The 17711-nt window shown below is 73.5% G+C and carries 8 protein-coding genes; 5 read left to right on the top strand and 3 right to left on the bottom strand.

Features of this window, described 5'->3' with window-relative positions; translation table 11 throughout:
• The first annotated feature begins 1212 nt into the window (after positions 1–1212).
• Positions 1213–3339: an asparagine synthase-related protein gene (locus ACFYY6_RS17420; RefSeq protein WP_351522584.1), complete on the top strand. Its 2127-nt coding sequence runs from the start codon at positions 1213–1215 to the stop codon at positions 3337–3339.
• A 179-nt stretch (positions 3340–3518) separates the two neighbouring features.
• Entirely contained in the window at positions 3519–7094 is a 3576-nt protein-coding gene (locus tag ACFYY6_RS17415) for a BTAD domain-containing putative transcriptional regulator (protein ID WP_389193947.1), read from the top strand.
• On the opposite strand, the gene ACFYY6_RS17410 is transcribed toward ACFYY6_RS17415, so the two are convergent.
• Both ACFYY6_RS17410 and ACFYY6_RS17405 read right to left on the bottom strand, forming a co-directional pair.
• Positions 7081–9144 carry a sigma-70 family RNA polymerase sigma factor gene (locus tag ACFYY6_RS17410; RefSeq protein ID WP_389193944.1) on the bottom strand — a complete coding sequence of 688 codons (2064 nt, stop codon included), beginning with the start codon at positions 9142–9144 and terminating at the stop codon, positions 7081–7083. The genes ACFYY6_RS17415 and ACFYY6_RS17410 overlap by 14 nt on opposite strands.
• Positions 9145–9812: 668 nt before the next feature.
• A complete protein-coding gene (locus ACFYY6_RS17405) occupies positions 9813–10811 on the bottom strand; it encodes a TetR/AcrR family transcriptional regulator (RefSeq protein ID WP_389193941.1) in 999 nt (332 codons plus the stop codon).
• A 337-nt stretch (positions 10812–11148) separates the two neighbouring features.
• Between ACFYY6_RS17405 and ACFYY6_RS17400 the strand changes: the two genes are divergently transcribed.
• Positions 11149–12636: an NAD(P)/FAD-dependent oxidoreductase gene (locus ACFYY6_RS17400; RefSeq protein ID WP_388651239.1), complete on the top strand. Its 1488-nt coding sequence runs from the start codon at positions 11149–11151 to the stop codon at positions 12634–12636.
• Between the two features lie 496 nt (positions 12637–13132).
• Positions 13133–15019: a SpoIIE family protein phosphatase gene (locus tag ACFYY6_RS17395; protein ID WP_351522577.1), complete on the top strand. Its 1887-nt coding sequence runs from the start codon at positions 13133–13135 to the stop codon at positions 15017–15019.
• A 110-nt stretch (positions 15020–15129) separates the two neighbouring features.
• On the opposite strand, the gene ACFYY6_RS17390 is transcribed toward ACFYY6_RS17395, so the two are convergent.
• Positions 15130–16425 carry an MFS transporter gene (locus tag ACFYY6_RS17390; protein WP_389194142.1) on the bottom strand — a complete coding sequence of 432 codons (1296 nt, stop codon included), beginning with the start codon at positions 16423–16425 and terminating at the stop codon, positions 15130–15132.
• A gap of 163 nt (positions 16426–16588) precedes the next feature.
• Between ACFYY6_RS17390 and ACFYY6_RS17385 the strand changes: the two genes are divergently transcribed.
• Positions 16589–17146 carry a MarR family transcriptional regulator gene (locus tag ACFYY6_RS17385; protein WP_351522575.1) on the top strand — a complete coding sequence of 186 codons (558 nt, stop codon included), beginning with the start codon at positions 16589–16591 and terminating at the stop codon, positions 17144–17146.
• The last annotated feature ends 565 nt before the right edge of the window (positions 17147–17711 follow it).

The raw sequence follows: 17711 nt of genomic DNA, 5'->3' as shown, positions 1-17711 counted from the left end.
GGAACGGGTGCCGGCCGTCGTGCGCGGCGGTACGGGGGGCGTCGCGCGACGCGACAGGCGGGCTGTGGAGGACGTGTGCTCCAGGGCTCGAGCTGCGCCGCGCGAAGGTCGGTTCCGTGTCCGCCGATGCCCCGTCCGTGCGCTCCCGCGAGCGGCGTCCGCGCAGCGTGGGAGTGGTGTTCGCACAGCGTGGAGGCGGTGTCCGACGGGTTTCACGCGTGCTCCTGGTGTGTGGCCGTGCGCCCGGCCGTGCGCTCTCGTCCGGCCGTTTCGGAAGGGCTTCCATGGGTGCTGCGTGGGTCGGCCCACTGCGATGGAACCAGTGGGCTGGGGGACACTGCCGCCTCATTCCCCGCAGGCGGTGGACCGGTCCGGGAGGCGTCGGAACGCCTCCCGGACCGTGCGTGGAAGCCGGTCCGCGGCCCGTCGGCCGGGAGAGGCGCGGGGAGCGGTGCGGCGGCGGTACGGGGCGGTGCGTGCCCGGTGCCGGCCGCGCGGCGCGGGGCACGGGTACGGGCCCGGCGACGGGTGCGGAACCGGGTCCGGAAACGGGCCCCGAGCAGGTGTGGCGCCGTCGGCGGCCTCTCCGGAGGCATGTGCCGACGGCATGCCGCCGCGAAGGGAGATTTCGGGAGAAGCCTGGAGGAGTGTTTCGGGAGAGAGGCCGGGGAGAGAAGCCCGGGAAGGGCCCGGGAGCGAACCGGGGTGAAACAGGGCGTCCAGGGCGGCGGGTACCCCGCTGCCAGGCTCCGTCATGCCCTGAGAATGGCCGAAAATCATCGATCGACCGAGGTTGGCCCGATCGATTCGCGGACATCCCCGCCGACGCGTCCGTGACTGCCCGTCGCGGACCCGCGCACGCCACGGAAAGTGGCCGGATATCGGCCGCGTGATCCGGCTCGCTCATGGTAGGCAACACGCCCGGCACGTAAGGCTGTTGGCGCCCGTAGCGCCGCGCGCGGACCGCGCGCCGCCCGTACCGCCGAGCCCCCTGTCCCGGGCCGTCGGCCGCTGGATGTCCGCCCGGACCCGGTCGTCGCCCGCCACGGTCCGGCCCCCTGCCCGGGCGCATGCCCGTACGACGTGCGCCCTCCGCAACCCCTCCGGCACGTGTCCGTCGTGGCAGCATGTTCGCAACGACGGCGCGCACCACCGGAGTTCTCCCGCTGTGTTTCCGCTGCGCCGTTTCGTCCACAGACCGTGGAGGCGGCGATGCGTTGGTTGGTGGGGTGGAGCAGTGTCGCCGCGCGCTCCGGTGCCGCCGGTACCGCCGGTGCGGTCGGTGGCATCGACGCGGGGCGAACCGTACAGCCGGTCGGCTCCCAACTCCTGTGGGGCGACCCGGATCCGCTGTGGGCCGTCGGCGACTGGCGCCCGGACGAGATCCGCGTCAGCACGGTCGAGACGGCCGAGGGCGCGCCCACCGCGCGGCTCGCCGTCCTCGGCTGCTGCGGCGCCACGGACGAACAACTGCGGGTCGGCCTCCTCGCCGCGCGCGGCGGGGCCCTGCGCCATCTCACCTCCTGGCCCGGCAGTTACACGGCCGTCGTCCAGGTCGGACGCAGGATCGGCGTCATCGGAGACCTGGCGGGAGCCCGCCCGGTCTTCCACGCCCCCTGGCTGGGCGGCACCGCGTACGCCACCGCCGCGCTTCCGCTCGCCGACCTCGTCGAGGCCCAGCTGGACATCGGCCACCTGGCCGCGCTGCTCGCCTGCCCCGAAACCCCGGAGGCGCTGCGCGACGGCACCCCGTACGAGGGGGTGAAGCGCATCCCGCCGGGGCACGCGCTCATCCTCCGCGAGGGTTCGCGCGAGATCACCGGCTACGAGGCGGTGGCCTCACTGGCCGTCGCCGCGCCCGAACTCGACCCGGTGAGCGCCGTCGACGGGGTGCGGGACGCACTGGTCGACGCCGTGCGCGCCAGACTCGCCGCGCCGCGTCACGCCCCCGGAACCCTGCCGTCCGATCCGGGGCCGGTCCCCGGAATGGGGCCCGCCGACCGGCGCGCCGCGCGGGGCGCGCCCGTCCCCGGCATCGGCGCCGACCTCTCCGGGGGCAGCGCCTCCGCAACGCTCGCCCTGCTCGCCGCCGGACTGCCGGGGCTGCCCGGTCTGCCCGGAAGCCTCCTCGGCCATGGCGCGGGCGCGGGGGAACGGCTGCTCGCCGTCACCTTCAACGACCTCACCGCGCACGGGCACGAGGACGAACTCGAACGCGCCCGTGTCATCGCCGCCAACCCGCGCCTGCACCACGTCGTCGTCACCGGAGGTGAGGAGGCCCTGCCCTACGCCGACCTGGGCGGCCCGCTCACCGACGAACCCGCGCCCTGTCTCGTCGTCGCCGAGCGACACCGGCGCCGCCTCGCCTCGGGCAGCGCCGACCACTTCGTCGGCGGCGGGGCCCGGCAGGTCCTCGACGCCCATCCCGCGCGCCTCGCCGACCTGCTCATGGACCGGCGCAGGCGCCACCTGCTGCGTCCGGTCGCGGCACTCGCCAAGGCCGAGGGCCCGAGTGCGCACTCCTTCTTCGTCCCGTTCACCGTGTACCGCGCGGCCCGGCGCCTGTCCCGTACCTCGTACCGCACCGGACTGGAAGCGGCGGCCGACCGGCTGCCGGGCGCCAACCGGCACGCCCCCGACCTCGACACCCCCGCCGACGCCTCGCTCGCCGCCCTCGCCTGGTCACGGCCCGGACCCGCCGCGCACTGGCTGACGGGGGAGGCGCTCGCCGAAGTATCGGTTCGTCTCCAGGAGGCGGCGGTCCGGCCGGTCTCCGTCCAGCGGCCGGGCGAGGCCCGGGCACGGGCGGCGCTCGCCCGGTACGCCGCCGACCACCGGATCCTGGAGCAGGCCGCCGAGAACCGCAGCCAGCGCCTGCACGCCCCCTTCCTCGACAACCAGGTCGTACGCGCCGCCCGCGCGCTCCCCGAATCACTCCGGGTGCAGCCGGGCGCCCGTGGCGCGATCCTGCGCCGGGTGCTCGCGGGCGCGGGCATCCACGACCTGCCGCCCGGCTGGGGCACCCCCTCGCACGCCACCTCGCAGGCGACCGCCCGCACCGGTCTGCGCGCGGCGCTCCCCGAACTGATGGCTCTGTTCGACGCCCCGCTGCTCGCCGACGCCGGTCTGGTCGAGGCCCGCGTCGTGCACAAGGCCCTGCGCGCCGCCGCCGACGGCGAGCCGCTCCCGCTGGACGGCCTGGCCCATCTGGCGTCCATGGAACTCTGGCTGCGCCGCCTCGTGTCGCGGCGCGGCACCTGCTGGACGGGTACGGAGGCGCCTCGCCGTCGCGCGGTCGCGCACGGTGTCGTACCGGCACGGCGGAGCCTGCAGCCGTAGCGGGGCGGCGGGGGATCCGGTCCGCCGCGAGGCTCGGGGCGGCCGGGGGCCGGTCCGCCCCGAAGGCCGGGGTGGCGGGATTCCGGATCGCCTCGGGGCGCGGTGGGGATTCCGCCGTCCGGCGTGTCCGGTGCCTCTTCGGTGCCGGTCCTCGGCCGGCCCGGGGCCAGAATGGCCCGGTGCGGTACTCGATCCTGGGCGTCACCGAAGCGCGAGACACGAACGGCGATGTGCTGCCCGTGGGCGGTACGCGGCTGCGCGCGCTTCTCGCCGCCCTCGCCCTGCGCGCCGGGCGGCCCGTACCCGTGGACGTCCTCGTCGACGACATCTGGGGCGGTGAGCCCCCGTACGACGCCCCCGCCGCGCTCCAGGCGCTCGTGGGCCGGCTGCGCCGCGCGCTGGGCAGGGACACGATCACCCGTACCCGGGGCGGCTACCGCCTGGAGGCGGCGTCCGACGAGGTCGACCTGCACAGGTTCGAGCGGCTGTCCCGTCAGGGCGCCGAGGAGCTCGACGCGGGGGACCCCGTCGCGGCCGCCCGGACGCTGCGCACCGCGCTCGCGCTGTGGCGCGGCCCCGCCCTGGCCGACCTGACGGAGGGGGGCCACGGATACGGACTGCGCCCGGAGGCCCACCGCCTGACCGCGCTGGAACGCCGTATCGAGGCCGACCTGCGGTGCGCCACCGGGGATGGTGGCGCGGCCGGGACCGGGACCGGGGCCGGGGTAGGGGGCATGGCCGGGGACGGTGGCTTCGCGGCTCTCGGCGAGGGGCCCGCTTCATGTCCGGGCCAGGACCTCGGCCCGGGGCCCGGACCCGGGCCGGGGCAGGGACCGGACGCTCTCGTACCGGAGTTGAGGGAGCTGATCGTCGGCCACCCGTACGACGAGCGCTTCCGGGGTCAGCTGATCCGTGCCCTGTGTGCGGAGGGCCGCAGGGCCGACGCGCTGGCCGCGTACGAGGAGGCCCGCCGCGCTCTCGCCAAGGGGCTCGGCGCCGAACCCGGTCCGGAACTCCGCTCCCTGCACCGGGAGTTGCTCCGACCTCCGGACGTCTCGCCGGATCCGGTACGAGCCCCCGCCGCTTCCGGTTCCGCGCCGGTCCCGGGCAACATCCGCCCACGGCTCACCTCGTTCGTCGGCCGTGAGCCGGAACTGCGATCCATACGCGAGGAGTTGAACCGGTCCCGGCTGGTGACCCTGACCGGTCCCGGAGGCTCCGGGAAGACCCGCCTTGCCGAGGAGGCCGCGATCCGGTCGAGCCTGCCGGGGCCCGATCAGCGGCTCCCCGGCCGCTCGCTCCCGGGCCCCCCGCCCCTGGAGGCCTGGATCGCCGAGCTGGCCCCCGTGGACGACCCGGCCGATGTCCCCGGAGCCGTGCTCTCCGCCCTCGGGCTGCGCGGCACGACACTTCTGCTGGACAACCCCCGCGACGGGCAGCCGCCGCGCAGGGACCCGGTCGAGATCCTCGTCGACCATCTGGCGCACCGCTCCCGCGTCGGTCCCGTCCTGCTGATCCTGGACAACTGCGAGCACGTCGTCGACGCGGCCGCCACGCTCGCCGAAACGCTGCTCACCCGCTGTCCGCGGCTGCGTGTCCTCGCCACCAGCCGCGAACCCCTCGGCGTCCCCGGAGAATCGATACGCCCGGTCGGGCCGCTCCCGGCCGACCCCGCCCACCGGCTGTTCGCCGAGCGCGCCCGCGCCGTACGCCCCGACTTCGACCTCGTACGGGAGTCCGCGCGCGCCCCCGACGCGGTGGCGGAGATCTGCCGGCGGCTCGACGGCCAGCCGCTCGCCATCGAACTTGCCGCCGCCCGGCTGAGGATGCTCGGCCCGCGCCAGATCGCGGACCGGCTCGACGACCGGTTCCGTCTGCTCACCGGCGGAGCCAGGACCGCCCTGCCGCGTCAGCAGACACTGCGTGCCGTCGTCGACTGGTCCTGGGACCTGCTCGACGAGGACGAACGCACCCTGCTGCGGCAGATCTCGGTCTTCGCGGGCGGCTGGGACCTGGCCGCGGCGGAAGCCGTCGCCGAGAGCCTGGCCGCGGCGGAGGGCGGCGCGGAACCGATCGGTTCGACCGCATCGTCGGTCGGCTCGGCCGGTCTTACGGTCGGCTCGACCGCATCGTTGATCGGCTCGCTCGTCGACAAGTCCCTCGTCGTCGCCGCGCCGACCGCCACCGGTGGGATGCGCTACCGCCTCCTGGAGACCATCCACGAGTACGCCGACGAGCGTGCGGCCGAGACCCCCGCTCTGCGGGCCGCCGCGGCGAACGCGCACACCGCCTACTTCGCCGCGCTCGTCGAGGAGGCCGATCCCCGCCTGCGTTCCGGCGAGCAACTGCACTGGATCGCACGCCTGGAGACCGACCTGGACAACATCCGGGCCGCCCTCACCCGCACCGTCGTCACCGAGCCGTCGGAGGCGGACGCGGTGCGACTGGTCCTCGGCATGGGGTGGTTCTGGTGGCTGCGCAACCACCGCACCGAGGGCCTGAGCTGGTGCGAGCGGGCCATGACGCTCGGACCGGAGCCGCCGCACGACGGCGATCCCCGCTTCTGGCCGCGCATGCGGCTGCAGATGCTGAGGTTCTTCCTCACGGTGGAGAACGGTCCGGCCGACGACTTCGACCATGCCGACGGATGGTGGGAGCTGATGGAGCGGGTGGCCGACGTCTTCATGTCCTCCGGCCCGCAGGGCGCCCGCTTCCCGGGGCTGCTCTGGCCGATGACCGCGTTCGTGACCCGCACCACCGCCGAAACGCGTGCCAGGGTCGAGGCGGCGGTCGCCAACGCCCGGGTCCATGGGGGCGCCTGGGAGTACGGCGTCATGCTGATGTTCCGCACCCACATGACCGTGGACATGCCGGGCGGCATGCCCGGGGTCGACGACGATCTCGCCGAACTGCGCGAGCTGGCCCATCGGGTCGGCGACCGCTGGCTGCGCGCCCAGGTCGCCAGCGCCACCGCCGAGGCGGGCGTCATGCGCGGTCGGTACGAGGAGGCGGCCGCGGCGTACGAGGAGGCGCTGACGCTCGCCCGCGAGGTCGGGGCGCACGCCGAGGTGCCGTTCCTGCTCGCCCGACTCGCCGAACTGGCCCACCGGGCCGGTGACATCTCCGGGTTCGAACGGCTGCTCGCCGAGGCCGAGACCGGGGCGGAGCGCCTCCAGGTGCACGACGCCCGCGCCTACGCCCGCTTCCTGCGCGCCACCCTGGCCCTGGACCGCGGCGAGATCGCGGAGGCGCGACGGCTGATCACGGAGGTGGAGGCGGCGGCCGGGCGGGGCAGTCCGCCGTCCCACTTCACGGCGGTGATCAAGGGACTGGACGCGCGGATCTCGGTGCACGAGGACGGGCCGGGGCGCGGTCCGGAGGCCGGGGTGCGCGGCCTGACGCAGGCACTGCGCGAGGCGCGGGACGCCCAGTGCGCCGAACTCGTCACCGGACACCTGGTGGACGGAGCGGCGGCCGTGCTGGGGAAGCTGGGCCGCCACGGCGAAGCCGTACGGATAAGGGCGGCGGCCGACGGCTGGCGGCCCACCGACACCCGGACCGGTGCGCAACGGGCCGAGGCGGACGAGGCCGAGCGGTCGGCCCGCGCGCACCTGGGAGTTGAGGCGTACGAGTCGGAGTACGCCGTCGGCCGGACGCTGACGGTCGCCGACGTCATCGACCTGCTGACCCGTGTCTGCGCGGAGCTCCCGGACACCTCGACGAAACTCCGGGGCGACCGCCTCAGCGGCAGTTGAGGCCCGAATTCGCCCAGTCGGCGAGTGCCGCGCCGCTGCCGTGCTGCATCCGTTCGACGACGAGCCGGATCCTGGTCTGACCGGTGATGCCGACATCGACGGGTACGGCCGGGTCGCCGCCGTGCAGCACCGACGACCGCCACAGCAGCGACCCGTCACCGCCGAGGACGGAGAAGCGCACCGCGCCCAGCCCCAGTGACATGTCGTCGAGCCCGACCACGGCCTCGTACCGCGAGCACTGCAGGTTCAACTGGATCGTGACCGAGGACTTGCTGTGAACGGTCACGCCGTGGGCGTACTGCCTGCCGCCGATCCACAGGCCGGAGCGCTGCCAGAGCCAGTTGCTCTCGTTCACCACCACTTCGGGTCCGGTGTGGTCGCCGGTCGTCGAGTAGCGCAGCTCGCTGAGCCGGTAGACGGTGGGCGGTGGGGTGGGCGTCGGGTCGGGGGGCGACCCAGGGTCGGTCGGCTTGGGCTTTCCGGTCGTGGTCGCCGTCGCCGTCGGTCCGGGCGCGGGAGGCGGCGCGGTCGGCGGACGCGTGGGGTCCGGAGCCGTCGTCGTGGTCGGCTCGGACGTCGGCCTGGACGTGGGCTTCGGCGGGGGATTCGGCGCCGGGGCCGAGGGCGCCGCCGCCGACGGGGTCGCGTCGGGCGACGCGGCGGCGGGCGGCACCGGTGCGGGGGGCGCCGGCGGCTTGGAACGCGAGGACGATGTCGGATTCGGCGGGGCGGGCGGTGGCACCGCGGGTGCCGCGACGGCGGGCCGGCCGGCGTGCCCGGCGTCGGGTCCCGGCTGGTCGCTGCCGACCATGGCCCAGGCCAGCCCGGCCGCCGCGGCCACGACGACCGCCGTCACGATGCCGGCCTTCACCGGTGTGCCGAGCCCTTCCGAGAACGCGCCACTGCCGCCCGCGCCCCCGGAGGAGCTCCCGCCGGTCGCCGCCGCGGCGGCTCCCGCGCCGGCCGCACCGGCAGCGCCGCCGGCGGCGATCCCGGCCGCCTTGAGCGAGTACCCGGCAGCGATCCAGCCGATGACCGCGACGGGCAGCAGCGCCGGAATCCCGGCATTGACATGGGCCAGTTCGCCCGCCGCGAGCCTGCACTTCGCGCACTCTTCGAGATGACCGCGCAGTCCGCGCTCGGCCCGCATCCGGAGCCCGCCCCGGGCATACGCCCCGAGCCGGTCGGCGTAGCGTGCGCAGTCGCCGCCGGAGGTGAGCGCCTGGCTCACATGGGCCTGGAGGTACGCCTGCTTGAGCCCCTCGCGGGCCCGACTGGCCAGGACCGCGGTGGCGTTGGCGGTCAGCCCGAACAACGGGGCGATCTCGCTGGGCGACTCCTCCTCGACGGTGGTGTGCCACAGCACCGCCTGCCAGCGCTCCGGCAGGCTGCGGAAGGCCCGCATCGCCATCGAACGCTCGGCCTCGTGCATCGCGTGCACATCCGCGCCGAGGTCGAGCGTCTCCACGTCCGACACCTGCGAGGACTCGGCGGCCTGCGTGGCGAACACGGCGAAGTCCTCGACCAGTTGCTCCCGCTTCGCGGTCTTGGCCCAGGCGGCCGCGACATGCCGGACGGCCGTCATGAGGTAGGCCCGCACCGCCTCCTCGGGGCCCTTGCCCCTCCGTACCGCCTGCAGCGTGCGCGCGAAGACCTCGGCCGTCAGGTCGTCGGCGGTGTGCGCGTCCCGGCAGCAACTGCGCGCGTAGCGGCGCACCGCGTCCGAGTGCCGTCGGAACAGCTCCTCGTACGCGTGGTCGTCGCCGCTGCGCATCTGCCTGATCAGATCGGCGTCGGAACCGGCACCGTCGGTGGCGCTGCCACCCTCCCGCTGCATCGGCACCGCGGCCTCGACGCCCGCGTCGACGCCGGTGTCTCGTGCCCCCGGCCACGGGCCCGGCAGGACGGTGCCTGCATCGGCGCCGCCCCCCGGTCGTCCCGGGCCGCCCTGATGCGGCACCTGGCGGGAGAACGGACCATCGGCCTCCGCCACACCGCCCACGGCGGCGACGTCGTCGAAGGGCTCTTCCTGCTGCCCGTCACCGCTCATCGCGATAGCCCCCGTATGCGCTGTCGGACCCGAACATCGAGCCAGCGTGCCACATGGCGCAATCACGCCGGACCCTCAGCCCCGGCAACCACTCATCCGGGGTGTTCTCTGGGACATGAGCTCTGATCGCCGCTCATTCGGGGAAGAGTATCCGAGCGCCTTTTCACGCGGGCAGGGCGGGCATCGGGCGAAGGCCCCGTCGACGAGGGCCGATCGGGCCCCTACGGTGATGCGGAACCACCGGGGACGCCAGGCATACGGTCGAGATTCGGCCGGGATTCGGCCGTGAAATGGTCGCGGCCCAAACGGAATTCAGCCACGGACGAGCCGCCGATCAGCCGTGGGCCGACCGTGCGACGAGCTCCGGAAATACCGCGCGAGGAGCCGGTAACGGCCGTGCGACGACTGCGGATCGGCTGCGGAGCCACCGTGGAACGGCGGCGGAACGGCCGCGGACGGGTGGCGCATCCGTAGTGGAGCACTAGTGGATCGGTAGTGGATCGGCCGCGGCTGGGCCACGGACCGGCGGTGGGTCCGCTGCGGAAGGACTGGAACCGGCAGGGCGGCGCCTCATCGCTCCCGGTCTCCGAAGCGCGAGCCGACCTCGGACTGCTGCCCGGACCTCCGGCAGCCGCCCCCGTCCTCCGACGGACCGGGGCGGCCCCGGCTCAGGCGGCAGGCCGGGAGCGCAGCCCCTCCAGCAGGATGTCCAGCAGCCGGCTCGAAGCCGCCGCCTGCTGAGCCGCGTCGGGCAGCGAAGGCGCCGCCGTCGCGATGACCAGCAGCACGTCCGCCACCGTCACGTCACGGCGCAGCTCACCGGCCGCGCGCGCCCGGTCCACGAGTCGGCCGACGACCTCCAGCAGCTCACCGGCCCCGGTGTCGTCCATGCCGCCGTGCCCGGCCTCCGGAACGGCACGCGTCTCGGACGGCCGGAGGTCGTCCGGACCCGTGCCCTGCCGCTGCTGGGGCACTCGCGTGGTGCCCGAGCCCGGCAGGATCACCGCGACGGCCCCCGTCTCCCCGATCGGCACCGAGCCGTCCACGCCCGCGTTCCCGGCCCCGGAACCGGCCTCCGCCCCGGCAGCTGCGGACTCGGCCCCCGAACCGGCGTCGGAGCCGACGACCGCGTCCGCGTCGACGCCGACCCGGAGCACCTGCGGCGGCAGCAGCCGGCCCGCGCCCGAGGCGACGGACGTGCGCAGGAAGCGCGACAGCGCCGACCACGGCTCCTCCTCCTGCCCCAGAGCGGTCCGCGCCTGGTCCGTCAGCCGGGCGGTCTCCTCCTCGGCTATCCGCCGGACCAGCACGTCCTTGCTCGGGAACCGTCGGTACACCGTGCCGACGCCGACCCTCGCGCGACGCGCCACGTCCTCCATCGGGGCCCCGTACCCCAGCTCGCCGAACACCTCGCGCGCGGCGCGCAACACGTGTTCCAGATTGCGCTGGGCGTCCACACGGAGCGGGGTCGACCGGCCGCTCGTTCCATTCGGCCCGATCCCCGCGTTCGTCACGCCCGTCGCCGTCATGGTCGTCCCCGTCGTACCGACCGGCGTCACCTCGTCGACCGTCCCCACGGTTCCGACGGTGCCGCCTCGGCCGTTTCCGACGGACGAATGGGGCGTAACCGCCGCAGCGGTCTGCCAATGAGAATCCTGAATATGCATGATGTTCCCCCGGTAATGACGTCTCCCCCCGGAGACTTCCCGCAGTCCGAGTCAGAGAGCGGATCTTGGTCCCGACCCGGCACTCCGACGACATACGAACATAGTTGAGCCTGCGTCAATTCAGAAGAGGGTAGTTCCGCACGGAGCGTCTCCGATCGGTGCGAGGACCGGCCGACCGTCCGGGCGACCCCGGCCCGCCGCCCCACCCCGGCCCCTGACCTGCGCGGCTCACGCGACAACGCGGCCACCGACGGCGCCGCCCCGCCCGAGATCTCCGGTCACACAATTTGCCGGGGCTGTGGACAAACCCTTGAGCCCGTTGCGTCATGGGGTGGTGATGGCTTCAGATTCCGGGGGAAGCCCCCCGGCGTGCGTACGCATTCTCGTCGTCGGCGGCGGCTACGTCGGGATGTACACGTCGCTGCGTCTCCAGCGGAAGCTGAAGCAGCGGCTCAGGGAAGGCCGGGCCGAGATCGTCGTCGTCACCCCCGAGCCCTATATGACGTACCAGCCGTTTCTGCCCGAGGCGGCCGCCGGCTCGATCTCGCCGCGCCATGTCGTCGTGCCGCTGCGCCGGGTCCTCGCGCACTGCCGGATCGTGATCGGCGAGGCGCGGCACATCGACCACTCCAGGCGCACGGCCACCGTGGCCACGCTCGCCACCATGGAGGACGGCACGGGCGCCGTCGAGATCCCGTACGACGAACTCGTCCTCGCGCCCGGTTCCGTCTCGCGCACCCTCCCGGTCCCCGGCCTCGCCGACCACGGCATCGGCTTCAGGACCGTCGAAGAGGCCATCGGGCTGCGCAACCACGTCATCGAGCAGATGGACATCGCCTCCACCACCCGCGACCCGGCCCTTCGCGCCGCCGCCCTCACCTTCGTCTTCGTCGGCGGCGGCTACGCGGGCGTCGAGGCGCTGGCCGAGCTGGAGGACATGGCCCGTCACGCCTCGCGGTACTACCGCAACATCAAGGCGGAGGACATGAAGTGGATCCTCGTCGAGGCGTCCGGCCGCATCCTTCCCGAGGTCGGCGAGGTGCTGGGGCTGTACGTGATCCGCGAGCTGCGCGGCCGCAACATCGACGTGCGCCTCGACACCCGGCTGGAGTCCTGCGAGCACCGCGTCGCCGTGCTGAGCGACGGTTCCCGCATTCCGACCCGCACCCTCGTGTGGACCGCGGGCGTCAAACCGGCACCGGTCCTCGCCGCCACCGATCTGCCGCTCGACGAGCGCGGCCGGCTCAGATGTACGGCGGAACTCGCCGTCGAGGGCGTCGAACACGCCTGGGCGGCCGGGGACGCCGCGGCCGTACCCGACCTGACGGCCTCCGAGAAGGGCGTCAGCACCGCCCCCAACGCCCAGCACGCCGTCCGCCAGGCCAAGGTCCTCGCCGGGAACGTCCTCGCGTCGCTCGACGGCGGCCCCCTCGAGGAGTACCGCCGCGCCTCCATGGGCTCCGTCGCGTCGCTGGGCCTCCACAAGGGCGTGGCCCAGGTCCGCGGTCGCGCGCTCAAGGGGTGCCCGGCGTGGCTGCTGCACCGCGCATACCACCTCAGCCGCGTCCCGACGCTGAACCGGAAGGCCCGGGTCCTGGCGGAATGGACGCTCGCCGGTCTTTTCAGACGCGAGGTCGTCTCCCTCGGCTCACTGGAACATCCGCGGGCCGAATTCGAACGTGCCGCGGGAGGCGGACGGCCCGGACCGGGCGGCCCGCCGACCACCGGAGGCCCGCCGGGTCCAGGTCGGCCCATGGGGCCGGGCGGTCCACCGGGCCCCCGCCGCCCCGCCGGACCCGACGGCCCACCGGGGCACGGAAGCTGACCGGCCGTCGGCCCGCAGCCTCACCCGACCGCGGCATCGCCGTACCGACAACTGTCAGTACGGTCCGCCACACTGGACGTGTGACCATAGGTGGGCCCACACCTGCGCAGAGTGACCCCGGCCGGCAGCGACGAGACAGTGAACAGCAGCGACATCCCCGATGTCCGAGACGCATCAGAGACGTCAGAGGTATCAGAAGCACCAGAGGCATCACACGCGTGTGACGCGCCGGGGGAACCGGGCGCGGCACGGGCGCCGGACACCTCTGACGCCTCCGGCACCTCTGACGCCTCGAAGGCACGATCAGCGCGATGAGGCCCGGCTGCGCTCTCCCGGGCCCGGCCCCCGACAGAACCGCCGGAACCACCGGTACCACCCGATCCGCCCGAACCGACGGAACCGGCCGGGACGGCCGGATCCGGCAGGGGAAACCGGGACCGGCAGAGGAATCAGCCCGCCCGAGCGGACCACACCGACACACGAGGCCAGAATTTCCGTGAACTTCACGCGTTGGAGCGCCCGCCTACCCGGAACGCAGCGCCGCGCCGCCGCTCGGGACGACCGCAGCTCCGTACCCCCGGCGCGCGCCGAGTACGGGCGCCCCGAGTCCGGACCCCGCCCGCCGGACGACGACCCGGCAGCGGTCACGCCCGACGGCCTGTCCGGCGTCCTGCCCGACGGCGGACAGGACGGGACGTGCGACGGCGCGGGCGACGAGACGCGGGACGACGCGCACGACGGCCGTCCCGCCAGGACCGGCGGCCCCGCCCTGGAGGACCTCTCCGCGCGGGACCTGCTGGGCAGGCTGCCCGCTCTCGTGGCCCTGGTGCACGGCCCCGACCACCGGATCGAGTACGTCAACGACGCCTACGTCGCCGCCTTCGGCCCGCGCCCGATCGGCGCCACCGCCGCCGAGGCCATGCCCGAACTCGCCGAACTCAGCCTGCTGCCCCTCATGGACCAGGTCCTGCGCAGCGGCACGCCCCGCACGGTCAAGTCCCGCAAGGTCCGCAACGGCAATTCGTACACCGTGACCTGCACTCCCGTGCACCGGGACGGCGGCGCCGAAGCGGCCGACGACGCGAGCAGGACCCCGGGAAGGAACCGGAGGAAGGACAAGGACAGGGGCACGAACCGCGGCCGGGCCGGAAGCAGGAGCAGGGACGGGAGCGCGGGCGACGACGCCGGGCGCGGAGTGCTCGTGTACGCCGCCGACGTCACCGACCACGCCGAGGCGGCCGAACGGCTCCGCGCCAGCGAGCGCCGCCACCGCGAAACGGCCGTCACCCTCCAGCGCTCGCTGCTTCCGCAGGAACTGGAACAGCCCGACGACCTGCGGATCGCCGCCACCTACCAGCCCGGCGGCACGGACGCGGCGGTCGGCGGCGACTGGTACGACGTCATCACGCTCGGCGCCGGCCGCACCGCCCTGGTCATCGGCGACGTGATGGGCCGCGGGGTGCGCGCCGCCGCCGTCATGGGGCAGCTCCGCACGGCCGTACGTGCCTACGCCCGGCTCGACCTCCCGCCGCACGAGGTGCTCCAGCTCCTCGACGGTCTCGCCGCCGAGATCGACGCCAGCCAGATCGCCACCTGCGCCTACGCCGTCCACGATCCGAACGAGGGCCGGCTCGTCTACGCCTCCGCCGGGCACCTGCCGATCCTGGTGTGCCACGAGGACGGCACGGTCCACCGCGCCGAGGACCCGACCGGACCGCCGCTCGGCACCGGCGGCTGGATCCACACGTCGGGCACGATCGAGCTGCCGCCCGGTTCCACCGCGGTCTTCTACACGGACGGCCTGGTCGAGCGCCGCAGCGAGGACATCGACGAGGGTGTCGCCGCGCTGGAGCGTGCCCTCTCGGGCGCCAAGGGCTCGCCCCAGGTCGTCTGCGACCGGCTGATCCGTTCCCTCGGCGTCACCGCGGAACACGACGACGACGTGGCGGTGCTGGTGGTCCAGCACCCCGCCCGGACCGGGGCCGACGCGGAGCTGTTCCACAACGCCTCGCTCGATCTCCTCGGCGGCATCGAGGCCGCCCCGCGCGCCCGCGCCTTCGCGACCGGCGTGCTGACGTCGTGGCGGTTCCCGGTCGAACTCCGCGACCTGGGCGTCCTGGCCGCGGGCGAACTCGTCGCGAACTCCCTCAAGCACGGCACGCCGCCGATGCGCCTGGGACTGCGCCGCACCGACCGCCGCCTGATCATCGAGGTGACCGACGGCGACGACCACCTGCCCCGCCGCCGTCGCGCCGATCCGGCGGACGAATCGGGGCGCGGCATCTCCATCGTCGCGACGATCGCCACGTCCTGGGGCTGCCGTCGCAGGCCGGGCGGAGGCAAGGCGGTCTGGTGCGAATTCGCCCTGCCGCAGGAGCGGTGAGCACGGACCTGCCGCAGGAGAGGTGAGCACGAACAAAGGGGCCCTGTTGTGCACAGGACCCCTTTGTTCCAGCGCGCCCGGCCCGCTCCCGCTCGGGCCGGACCGGTGAATCAGTGGCAGCTGGGCGCGGGCGCGGGCTCGGGCTCCGGCCGCGAGACGGCCACCACCCGGGACGGCGTGACCTCGGCCGACGGCTGGTCCTGCGCCGGGGTGAGCCGTCGGCCCAGCCGCAGCGCCAGCACCGTGATGCCCAGTGAGAACAGCACGAACGTCACGATGTACGGGCCGTGCAGCGTGGCCCCCATCGGCCCGCCCACGGCCGGACCGACCGCCAGCGCGAGCTGCTTGCACAGGGCGAACGCGGAGTTGTACTGCCCGACCATCGACTCCGGAGCGAGATCGGCGACCAGCGGCGCGACGGTCGGCGACAGCATCGACTCACCGAGCCCGAAGAGGGCGTACGTGGAGATCATCGCGGCAGTCGCCATGGTCTGGCTGCCGTGGCCGAGGCCCGCGAAGCCCGCCACGACCCAGGCGAACGCCCAGATCAGGCCGACCAGCGCGATGACCCGGCTGCGGCGGCGACGCTCCACGATCCGCAGTACGACGAACTGCGCCACGACGATGACGGCGGTGTTGGCGGCCAGCGCGATACCGAGGGTCGAGGGCTGGATCCCGGCGGCCTCGGTGCCGTACGCCGCGAGACCCGACTCGAACTGCCCGTAGCAGGCGAAGAACAGCACGAAGCCGAGCACGCACAGCTGCACCATGGCCCGGTGCGACAGCAGCGCCCGCAGCCCGCCCGTCGACCCGGACCCGTCGGTGGGCCGGGCGTCCGAGAAGGACGGCGTACGGGGCAGCCGCACGGTGCAGGTGATGACACCCAGCACCACGAACATCGCGGCCTCGATGAGGAACAGCAGGGTGAAGGTCCCCGGCCGGGACGTGTCCACGATCTGCCCGCCGACCAGCCCGCCGATGCCGAGCCCGAGGTTCTGCAGGAAGAACTGCATGGCGAAGGCACGCGTGCGGGAGGCGGTGCTGGAGCACCACACGAGCATCGTGGCGAGCGCCGGCTGCATGACCGCCGTCCCCGCGCCCAGGACCGCGGCCGACAGCACGGACGCGGTCACACCGGACGACAGACCGAGCGCCACCGCGCCCAGAGAGGCGACGGCCGAGGCGACGACCAGTACCGGCAACGGCCCGCGCCGGTCGATTGCACGGCCCGTGAACGGCAGAACGGCCAGCGCCGCCATGGCGAAGACCGCCAGCACGACTCCCGCCGTACCCGCACCCAGATCCCGCACCTGCGCCACGTAGACGTACAGGTACGGAACGGTGAACCCCAGCCCGAACGCGCTCAACGCGCTTCCCAGCTGGATCCGCCGCAGCGCTGCCCCCATCTCCCTGGTCACACTCACCTGCCTCAGGCTCTCGAACCGGCATGCCGACATGCCGGGCCATACCAACGACTCCAACCCGAAGACTTTAGCACTAAAGTTAGAAGGTCAACAATTCAAGGCGAAGGACTTCGACGGCTATGGCAGGCGTGCCATACTGCCCGCCATGTCTGACACCACCGAGCAGCCCGGCCCGCAGGAGCCGAGTCTCGACGAGCAGATCGCCGCGTATCAGCGGGAGTTCCGCGACCTCGACCCGCAGGTCGAACAGGTCGTCTCGGCCCTCGGCCGACTGAACCGCCGGATGAACGTGGCGTACGGACGCCAGCTGGCCACCCTCGGCATCAGCAACGCCGAGTGGGAGGTCCTCAAGACCCTGGTGCTGGCCGGCTCCCCCTACCGTCTGGGCCCGGGCGAGCTCGCGAAGCGCCTCGGCCTCACCCCGGCCGCGATGACCCACCGGATCGACCGCATGGCGGCCGAGGGCCTGGTCACCCGCGACCGGGACGAGAGCAACCGGGTGCGCGTGATCGTCGAGGTGACCGACGAGGGCCGTACGAAATGGCTGGAGGCGATGCGCATGGCCACCGCCTTCGAGGAGGACCTTCTCCAGGACTTCACGGTGGAGGAACGGGGCGCCCTCGGCGACATGCTGATCCGTGTTCTGCGCCGGGTGGAGCACGCCCAGCCGGACGCCGGCGGCCGCCTCACCGACCTGGACTGACCGGCGGCCGGCCCGACGGCCGATGTGATGACCGCCCCGACGGCCGTCGGGGCGGTCGGCCGCCCGGAAACCGCTTGACCTGGCGGGTTTGACACGCCCCACACCGATCCGTAAGGTTCTTCGAGTTGTCACGGGACCGGAACGGTTCTGCGACGACCGATCCTGCCGCGGACGCGGCAACCAAAATTCAGCACGATCTCCCACTCGGGGCAATTTCGGCATGCCGAAATTAATTTCGAGGACTCGATTATGAGTCGCCGGGAAAATCCGCTAGAGTTTCGGTGTCGGAACGGCCCAACGGCCGGGAAGACGAATCCCGCTGACTGGGAATCAGGCCCGAAAGGATCTGATAGAGTCGGAACCGCCGAAGGGGAAAAGCGCGAAAGCGTGGGACCCGGAAGGTGAACCCGCTTCGACCGGGAATCGGACACGAAAGAGTCTGATAGAGTCGGAAACGCAAGATCGAAGGGAAAGCCCGGAGGAAAGCCTGGACCGGAAGGTCGGGGTGAGTACAAAGGAAGCGTCCGTTCCTTGAGAACTCAACAGCGTGCCAAAAGTCAACGCC

It is taken from the genome of Streptomyces sp. NPDC001750 (assembly GCF_042892615.1).
GTDB lineage: Bacteria > Actinomycetota > Actinomycetes > Streptomycetales > Streptomycetaceae > Streptomyces.
Note: the sequence above shows the minus strand (reverse complement) of the source record. Positions and strands in the feature narration are given on the sequence as shown.

Coding starts and splice junctions, on each gene's coding strand:
- ACFYY6_RS17420 (WP_351522584.1), top strand. CDS start 1,213: ATGCGTTGGTTGGTGGGGTGGAGCAGTGTCGCCGCGCGCTCCGGTGCC.
- ACFYY6_RS17410 (WP_389193944.1), bottom strand. CDS start 9,144: ATGAGCGGTGACGGGCAGCAGGAAGAGCCCTTCGACGACGTCGCCGCC.
- ACFYY6_RS17405 (WP_389193941.1), bottom strand. CDS start 10,811: ATGCATATTCAGGATTCTCATTGGCAGACCGCTGCGGCGGTTACGCCC.
- ACFYY6_RS17400 (WP_388651239.1), top strand. CDS start 11,149: ATGGCTTCAGATTCCGGGGGAAGCCCCCCGGCGTGCGTACGCATTCTC.
- ACFYY6_RS17390 (WP_389194142.1), bottom strand. CDS start 16,425: ATGGGGGCAGCGCTGCGGCGGATCCAGCTGGGAAGCGCGTTGAGCGCG.
- ACFYY6_RS17385 (WP_351522575.1), top strand. CDS start 16,589: ATGTCTGACACCACCGAGCAGCCCGGCCCGCAGGAGCCGAGTCTCGAC.